This is a genomic window from bacterium (genome assembly GCA_037131655.1).
Classification (GTDB): domain Bacteria; phylum Armatimonadota; class Fimbriimonadia; order Fimbriimonadales; family JBAXQP01; genus JBAXQP01.
Genome location: JBAXQP010000123.1, coordinates 1 through 8005 on the forward strand (window position 1 = coordinate 1; position 8005 = coordinate 8005).

Sequence of the window (8005 nt, forward strand, 5' to 3'; positions counted from 1 at the left end):
CGGTGAGGGTCTTCAAAGGTGGATATGTCACGGAAGGTTTCGAAATTAAAGATGACTAAATCGGCATAGGCATCAGGTTTTAATATGCCGCGGTCGGTCCAGCCTAATCGCTGAGCAGGAAGAGACGTCATCTTTCTTACGGCATCCTCTAAAGTTAGGAGCGGTGTTTCTTTCACGTAATTGGCGAAGATTCGGGGGAATGTGCCATACGATCGAGGGTGCGGCCGTTCGGCGCTCATGGGGCCATCGGGTAAAGTACCGATCGCATCTGAACCGATCATTGTATGCGGATACTTCAGCACTGTTTGCACGTCCTCTTCACTCAAGCTAAAATGTCCTGCGCTCACAAACCCATGTTCATCAGCGAGAAGATCGAGCACGAATTCCTCCGGCTCCTGCTCCATCATACCGGCAGCCGCAAAGATCGTATGCCCCTGCAAATACCGATGATGCTGCGCGTTACCGATTACTACCCGAGACCAATCGGTATTTTCCGCCTTCATATCATTAAGAATTCGAGGGCGATAATCGGGGTCGGTCAGACGAGTGGCATAATCTTTGGGGTCCGTTGTTTTTACCCAATCGGGCAAAAAGGCCACTGCGAGCGAGGTCTGATAAGCAAGATAGGGATAAGCATCCAGTAATATATCCATCCCTTTCGCTCGCTCCTTATCGACAATTCCAAGCGTCGTATTAATCTTGCCCCAATTCCGTTTCCCATCAGCCTTATGATGGGAAAGTTGAAGCGGCATATTGCCCTCTTTGGCGATGACGAGGGCTTCCTGGACCGACTCGATGAGCTTATCTCCTTCGCTTCGAAGATGGGTCGTATAAAACCCACCACGCCGTCCTGCCACTTTTGCTAATTCAATTATCTCATCAGTGCGCGCAAATGAGGCAGGGGGATATTCCAACCCAGTTGATAATCCCCATACCCCCGCATCAAATGCCTCTTCAACAAGAGCTTTCATTTGTTCGAGTTCATTTTGGTCAGGCGGTCTAGGTTCAAAACCAAGTACTCGCTTGCGAATTGTGCCGTGACCTGCCAAAGGAACGTAATTCGTCCCCGTTCCCTGCTCTTCAATTAACCGTAGATGCTCCTCAGCAGAACTCCAATTGACCTGAACACCGAACGGCAGCAACCACTTTTGCTCGAACTCAAACTTAGGTGAATTTATAATCTGACCCATCGCCATCCCGCAATTGCTCACCACTTGGCTGGTCACACCCTGAAAGAGCATGCTCACCTGATCGGGATTTTGAAGAATCGAAAGGTCGGAGTGAGTGTGCATATCGATAAAACCAGGGCTGACCACTAATCCGGATGCATCGATTACCTTTGGTGCATTCCAAGTAGAAAGCTCCCCCACCGCCACAATCTTATCGCCAGTAATCGCAACATCAGCAACTCTTCCCAGAGCACCTGTCCCATCAACCACAACCCCGCCCTTTATAAGCACGTCGCATGACTGAACCCTAAAATGGGTGGCGGATGGTGTGCTCGTCAATCAGCCGAAAGAGTGAGAATACTTCAGGCATGCGGCAACAGTATTGCGGTGTAGTTCCAGCACAGGCTCAATTGTGCCCTGAGCATCCCGCTGATAACCTCCTGCTAGGTTCCATGCCAGCGGCTGATCCTTGAACCCTGTGAACACCATCATGTCACGCTCTTGCATCTGGTCGGTGGTGAGCAGTCCACCCAGCGGGTCATGCTCATGGGGGTCAGCCCCAGCTTGGTACAGGATCACATCGCAGTCTTGCATCTCGCCAATGGCATTTTTGAGCCAGTCGAAATACTTGTGTGCAAACTTTCCTGCGCCATCCTTGGAGTCAAACACGGCCCCCTGAGTAAAGTGGGTCACGTAGTCGATTTCCAGGCGCTCGATGATGTCTTCGGTGCCATTGCCATGGTGAAAGTCGCAGTCCAAGATGCCAATGGATTTGGCATTGCCAGCACTCTTCAAAGCCACCGCCGTCACCATCAAGCCATTGAATGTACAAAACCCTTGCGAGAAGTCGTACCCTGCATGGTGGAACCCGGAGGTAGGGGAGCAGGTATGGGTCTGATGCTCAAGCGCATACTCGGTTGCCGCTAGTAGCGATCCACTGGTGTAGAGCAGTGAGTTTGCCACCGCTTCGCTGGTGTTGCCGAATCCGTTGGTGATGCGGCTATGCAAGACGCCATCCACAAAACGCGGGTCGTGAGCCTTGCCAATAACGGCATCTTGCAATGGCTCAAACGCCACGATGTCGTCTGGCGTGATTAATCCATGCTTGAGCCAGTCAGCTACTACCAACGCAGGCTTACCGGCGCTGGGTGAATACGATGCCGCCTCTGCGCAACTTTGTTGTGGAACGTAAAAAATCTTCATCGTCGTCTCCCTGTGTAGTGTGATTCTGTCCCAAGCAGCGCTACGGTTGCAAGGAAATGGACAGGGTGTTCATTGCACTCCAACGCCGTTACTCTCCGGTTCTTTGCGCAGGATTTCTACCTGCCGTTGATGCGGGTCGAAGTCGTCAGCTATTTCTATGACAAACTCTTCTTTGTAATCCCAGTTTTTTCTATAGAGAACGTAAGATGTAATTTTGACTTGCATGATTAACTTTCACATTGTTGAATATTCATAACTAGGCTTCTTTACGAAAAAAGGCATTTGTTTATCTCGGCTAACTTTCGGAAGTTGATGAAGTGAGGACTCGACTTAATTCACATAGCGCCAGCGTCTCGCCAGGCACGTCATTCCGAGATTGCAGATGAATCTTCCGGAATACCCTTCGACTTCGCTCGGGGTGACATGTTTACACACATAGAAGATTGTGACCTCCCTATTCCGTAATACTTACTACGATCCCTTCCCTTTATTCTTTTTCTCACGCTCATTATAAATATCGGCTAAGGCTTTGTAGGGGTCGGTAATTGGGTTTTTGGCTTGTTCTTCTTCGAAATCTTCAATTCGCTTGTTAAGCCGTTGGACATTTTGGCGGACGGAGAGATAGGCGTAGACGGCTATCAGGATGATAATGATGACGATTAAGTACCAGGGGATCATGTTCGGATACCCAATGACCCAAGACGAACGCTGTGGGCATGGCAAATGCTTACCGCTAGCGCATCAGAGGCATGGTCGGGTTTAGGAGGCTCCTTAAGCCCCAAAATCTTCTGGACCATGAACTGCACTTGCTGCTTTTCTGCCCCCCCATATCCTACGAGCGCCATTTTTACCTTCATTGGCGAATACTCCTGCCAAGCGATATTCGATTGCGCAACCGCCAAAAGAATTACCCCAATCGCCTGGCTAACCTCCATCGCGCTTTTCTTGTTCACGCTGAAAAGCAGTTGCTCCGTCACCACTGCATCGGGTTTATATCGCTCAATTATATCAATCACATCTTTATGGATACGAAAGAGACGCTCGACTTTAGGCAACTTCGCATTTGACACTATAGCGCCGTATTCAATCAGTCGGCATTGTCCTCCCTCAGAGTTAACAACCCCAAATCCCACATTTGCCAACCCCGGGTCGATCCCCAAAATAATCATATATTGAATGTGACACGTGACAGGAAGAAAGTCAAGTTTTTTAGCTATCTCCCCAAACCAAATGATACTTCGGAAGAAGAACTGCTGTTGAATCAACAAAGATTCATGAGATAGCGATTTATGCGTAAAGTAAGCGAGGGGTGCGCGTCTGTTCTACGGAAGTTCAGGCTTTACCGTCATAAGAGTAAGAACCTTAATAAGATTACTCCCTTTCCTTTCATAGGGCAATGGGTATAATCCGGCAAAGCTTATCTTGGTGCTAGGGGGGAAAAGAGAAATGTTAATCCGATTGCTCGTTTTATTAAGTCTTGTAAGCATGACGTTGGGGGTTTTTGCAGATAATCGAGGGAACCAACTTCTTCGGAAACATGCTGCCAAGCTGGCCGCGGCTCAATCACTTAATGCGGAAGTAAGAGTGACTTCAGCCGAGGATAATTACACGATTTCTATTCAAATTCTTCGTCCCGATAAAGTCAAATTGGTCACGAAAACTTTGGTAAAAACCTCGGATGGGACGACCCAATGGTTCTATTACCCGCAGTCAAATTCATACATCAAAAGCAAGCCCGGCGATCCTGCGAACGTTCTGGATGTCGATGAAGTGGCCGTCTGGAAACCCTTCTTTAAACCTAAAGCTTTTGATGTGATTAAGGATGCAACCTATGTCGGCATGGAAAAGATCGGCACAACCCAATATGACGTAGTCAGGTTCACGACCCTAAACAAAAGCACTGTAAAGCTTTATATCGACCCGGCTACAGGCATTGGAAAACATGCTGATATTAATGTAAAAAAGCTCAAACCCTTATTAGTTATCAGCAAGAGCTTCACACTTGATGATCCGAACCTTAATGCCTCAACGTTCGCTTGGACAATTCCGGCTGGCGCAAAGGAAGTCACTGAAGCAGAGATGACAGGCTTCGGATGGCTAACCGACTGGGACAAAGCTCTCGCTTTTGCAAAACAGCAGCGCAAGCCTGTTCTTATTGATTTCTACGCTGATTGGTGCCACTGGTGCAAGGTCTTAGATAAGGATGTCTTCCCAACCGCTGAATTCAATGAGCAAGCAAAGAATTTCATCCTTCTGAAGGTAAATGGAGAAATCCAAGCCTCCCTTGCCGAACGCTTTGGCATCAGTGGATATCCGACGGCGATTTTCGTGGATTACAATGGCAATGTAATTCATGAAATTGTAGGCTATTTACCCTTAGCAGGTTACATTGAAGAAATGAAAACCGCCCTAAGCAAAGCCCCTAAGTAGAGCGGCAAGTAGAGAATGATTCGACAAAAAAGACCGTCAAAAGGCGGTCTTTTTTGTTCGGGAAGCCTTTATTCGGTGTGTAATATAAGCTTTGCCAATTATAATAAATCCGCTTCCCTTCGTAGGCCTTTAGGCCATATCGAAGGGAAGCGGAGACCCCCTTGTATTCCCCCTTGGAAAGGGGGAAATTCCGACTCTGCTTTTCACCTATAGCCCTTCGCTTTTAGACTAATTCTGAAATCTTGCTTCTTGCCTTTTGCTTCTATCCCTTGCCCCCTACTTCCCCTCAACACTCTTAATCAAAGTCCAGTCTTCTATAGTTGAACATTTGGTATAGGATATGTTGCCCAGCTTCTCAAGGTCTTTGGTTTTGGCGATGATATAAAGACTGGATGTAGTGGAAGCTAATCTGGAAATCTCATCTGGTTTATCGGATGCTTCGAAAGCATGGCGAGCGTAGAATTGGGCGCTTGGATAGGCGGGATGAAGGTTGAATAGAACGAGCTTTGCGCCTTTGGACATCTCCGGGCGTACTTGCTCGACCATCGAATGAACCGGACGCCAAGTTCTCTCGTTATACGCAGGGGCAAAGATTAAAGCCGTTGTCCATAGGATCGCAACGAAGCCCAATAGCCCTATTTGGCTTAGATTCCATTTACGAAGACGTTGAGAGGCAAAAAGCGAAAGCCCCAACATCACTGCTCCGAAAGCAAAAGCAATTCTTAGCAGCCATAGAATCTTTGGTATCTCGCTCTCAAGAATTTGGCGTTCCAAATGAGCATCGGTGATGAGTTTCGGACAGAAAAAGGCGGCGGTGATTAGAGTGAAAAGACTAAATAGAGTAATTGAAATCCTTCGTACTGACTTAGTGGAGCGGAAGGTATCGTACGCCCATAATCGCCCTATTAAGATGGCAGCAGCCGGATAGAGTGGCAGTAAATAACTAGGAAGTTTGGCGCTGCTAATCGAGAACACAACGAAAACAAGCAGAAACCAACTCCAAAGGAATCGTTCGTTGTTCGTACCGCGCTCTTGAATGGCGGCGGGAATAATATAGAGGCTCCATGGGAAGAACCCGGCAAAGAAGTAGAGAGCCATCCCCCAAAACGGCAAATTATGAGCCGCATCCCCCCCTGAGAAACGGCCTAAGTTCTGCCTTATCAAAAATTCACTGGTAAACCCCGGCCCGTGCTGCCTAATAACCGCGATATACCATGGCAATACGACTATCAAAAATAGCGCCGCCGCCCCTAAACCCCATAGAACCAGTGACGAGGGCTTATGCTGTGCTCGCAGATCAGGCGTTCGCCAATAGAGGATAACCGCCAAGACAACAAGAAAAACTAACGCTACCGGCCCCTTAGTAAGGACTGCCAGTCCGCAGGCGATTGCCGAAATCAGCAGCCACCACTTCCCGACACCTCGCATAAACTCCCAAAGTGAGCAGAAACTCAAAGTCAAGAAGAACATCAGCAGCCCATCGGTGGTTGCCAGATGGGATTGGACTAAGAAATAGAGAGCGGTCAGCAGCGTTGCTCCCGAATAGAGGCCGACGCGCAAATTGAACCAACGGGTGGCAAAATAGACGGTGATAATGAGGGTTAATAAGACAGCCAGCGCAGAAGGAAGGCGTCCTGCCCATTCTTTATAGCCGAATAATCGAAAAGCGTTGGCTTCAGCCCAATAGAGCATGGGTGGTTTTTCCCACCAAGGTTTGCCATTAAGGCGAGGCGTGACCCAATCACCCCCTGAAGCCATCTCAAACGAAACCGATGCGTAATAACCCTCATCCAAGTTGGTGAAGTCGATACGATTAAGCCCGAAGAAGCAGAAAAAGAGCGCCGCCAATCCCAGCAGCGCCCATAATATAAATTGTGATTTCCCAGCCGATGTTTGCAATTTTATTGACTCGCTAACTCTAAAGCCTTGGCTATTGGAGGACCGTAATCAGGCTCATCTCCTAGCTCATTCACATATTGTTTGTATTGCAAGATGCCATTTTTATCAACCACAAACATAGACCGTTGTTCAAGCCGCAAGGAGGGGATAAGCGTTCTATAGGCATGGCCGAAATTCGCATCAAGATGATCCGAACCAAAGCGGATGTTAAATATCTCCTGCTCAACTGCCCAACGAGCCTGAGCGAACTGCAAATCAACACTAACTGTTAGAACGTCGAATTTGCCTTTGTTTTCGTCGACGATCTGACTCATTCTTTTTGTCTGTGTAGAACAAACAGATGTATCCAAAGAAGGAACCACATTGAGTATCAACACACGGCCTTTGAAATCATCGAGTGTGATAATTTCTATTCCTTCAATTGTTTTTTCGATGAGCTTGAAGTTCGGCGCAGACTGCCCAACGGACAGTTCCTCGCCCTCGACTTCAAATGGCGCTCCTCGCAACGTCACGGTACGTCCCATCTTAGAATCACCTCGCAAATTAATTTGAATGACCTCTCAATTTTACCTGCGATTTTGCCTAAGCAATTCATACGACCAAAAACATGAGCGGAATGGCAGGAAAACGGTAGTCTATAGAGAATAGATCGTTGGTAGGTGATAGGGAATTGAGCCATAAATTATGGGGCGGACGATTTGAAAAGGAATTAGCACAGGAAGTGGTTGATTTCACTTTTTCGGTGGCAATTGACGGCAGGTTATGGCCGCAAGATATTGCGGGCAGCATCGCGCATGCTCGAATGCTGGGCAAACAAGGCATTTTGTCTGAGGCTGAATCCAATCAGATTATTAAAGGCTTAGAGGCAATCTGCGCCGACTTGAAATACGGCAAGCTCGAACTCGATGAGAGCGCTGAAGATATCCATGTGTTTATTGAAGGCGAACTTCAAAAGCGTATTGGCGCTGTCGCCGGAAAGCTTCATACCGGTCGAAGCCGAAACGATCAAGTCGCTACCGATACCCGCATGTGGACGAAAGAGGCGATTGAGAATTTGCGTTCTGAAATCCGCTCGCTGCAAACAGCTCTTATTGAGATAGCCGATAAGCATAAGCGAACGGTGTTGCCGGGACTAACTCACCAACAGCACGCCCAACCGGTCAGCCTGGGGCATCACTTTTTGGCCTATTTTTGGATGCTTGAACGCGATTGGGAACGGCTTGGAGATACTTACAAACGAACGGATATGATGCCCTTAGGTTCTGCGGCGATGGCCGGCAGCGGTTTCCCGCTCGATCGACAGA

9 protein-coding genes are annotated in these 8005 nt (G+C 48.0%); 2 read left to right on the forward strand and 7 right to left on the reverse strand.

Going from position 1 to position 8005, the window contains the following annotated elements; translation table 11 throughout:
• The 5 genes from WCO51_07135 to ruvC form a co-directional block, all read right to left on the reverse strand.
• On the reverse strand, positions 1-1439 hold a 1439-nt coding region (locus tag WCO51_07135), incomplete at its 3' end, for a D-aminoacylase (protein MEI6513035.1).
• 69 nt (positions 1440-1508) lie between these two features.
• Positions 1509-2372, reverse strand: a complete 864-nt coding sequence (locus WCO51_07140; GenBank protein MEI6513036.1) for a histone deacetylase — start codon at positions 2370-2372, stop codon at positions 1509-1511.
• 69 nt (positions 2373-2441) lie between these two features.
• Positions 2442-2597 carry a hypothetical protein gene (locus tag WCO51_07145; protein ID MEI6513037.1) on the reverse strand — a complete coding sequence of 52 codons (156 nt, stop codon included), beginning with the start codon at positions 2595-2597 and terminating at the stop codon, positions 2442-2444.
• A 246-nt stretch (positions 2598-2843) separates the two neighbouring features.
• On the reverse strand, positions 2844-3050 hold the full coding sequence (locus WCO51_07150) for a hypothetical protein (protein ID MEI6513038.1): 207 nt from the start codon (positions 3048-3050) through the stop codon (positions 2844-2846).
• Positions 3047-3541 (reverse strand): crossover junction endodeoxyribonuclease RuvC, encoded by a 495-nt coding sequence (gene ruvC / locus WCO51_07155; protein MEI6513039.1) that lies wholly within the window; start codon positions 3539-3541, stop codon positions 3047-3049. The genes WCO51_07150 and ruvC overlap by 4 nt, the downstream gene beginning before the upstream one ends.
• 277 nt (positions 3542-3818) lie before the next feature.
• Between ruvC and WCO51_07160 the strand changes: the two genes are divergently transcribed.
• Positions 3819-4802, forward strand: coding sequence for a thioredoxin family protein (locus tag WCO51_07160; GenBank protein ID MEI6513040.1), 984 nt, complete (start codon positions 3819-3821; stop codon positions 4800-4802).
• A gap of 276 nt (positions 4803-5078) precedes the next feature.
• Here WCO51_07160 and WCO51_07165 read toward each other — a convergent pair whose 3' ends face one another.
• The gene (locus tag WCO51_07165; protein ID MEI6513041.1) at positions 5079-6701 is read right to left on the reverse strand and encodes a glycosyltransferase family 39 protein; all 1623 of its coding nucleotides are present in this window, start codon (positions 6699-6701) and stop codon (positions 5079-5081) included.
• 2 nt (positions 6702-6703) lie between these two features.
• Complete coding sequence (gene tpx / locus WCO51_07170) at positions 6704-7225, reverse strand: thiol peroxidase (protein ID MEI6513042.1); 522 nt, start codon at positions 7223-7225, stop codon at positions 6704-6706.
• Between the two features lie 146 nt (positions 7226-7371).
• Here tpx and WCO51_07175 point away from each other — a divergent pair.
• Positions 7372-8005, forward strand: a 634-nt coding sequence (locus WCO51_07175; GenBank protein MEI6513043.1) for a lyase family protein, incomplete at its 3' end; no start/stop codon positions are given.

What these genes read in the sequence shown, in the direction of transcription:
- WCO51_07160 (MEI6513040.1), top strand. Translation starts at nt 3,819, where the DNA reads ATGTTAATCCGATTGCTCGTTTTATTAAGTCTTGTAAGCATGACGTTG.
- tpx (MEI6513042.1), bottom strand. Translation starts at nt 7,225, where the DNA reads ATGGGACGTACCGTGACGTTGCGAGGAGCGCCATTTGAAGTCGAGGGC.
- WCO51_07150 (MEI6513038.1), bottom strand. Translation starts at nt 3,050, where the DNA reads ATGATCCCCTGGTACTTAATCGTCATCATTATCATCCTGATAGCCGTC.
- ruvC (MEI6513039.1), bottom strand. Translation starts at nt 3,541, where the DNA reads ATGATTATTTTGGGGATCGACCCGGGGTTGGCAAATGTGGGATTTGGG.
- WCO51_07145 (MEI6513037.1), bottom strand. Translation starts at nt 2,597, where the DNA reads ATGCAAGTCAAAATTACATCTTACGTTCTCTATAGAAAAAACTGGGAT.
- WCO51_07140 (MEI6513036.1), bottom strand. Translation starts at nt 2,372, where the DNA reads ATGAAGATTTTTTACGTTCCACAACAAAGTTGCGCAGAGGCGGCATCG.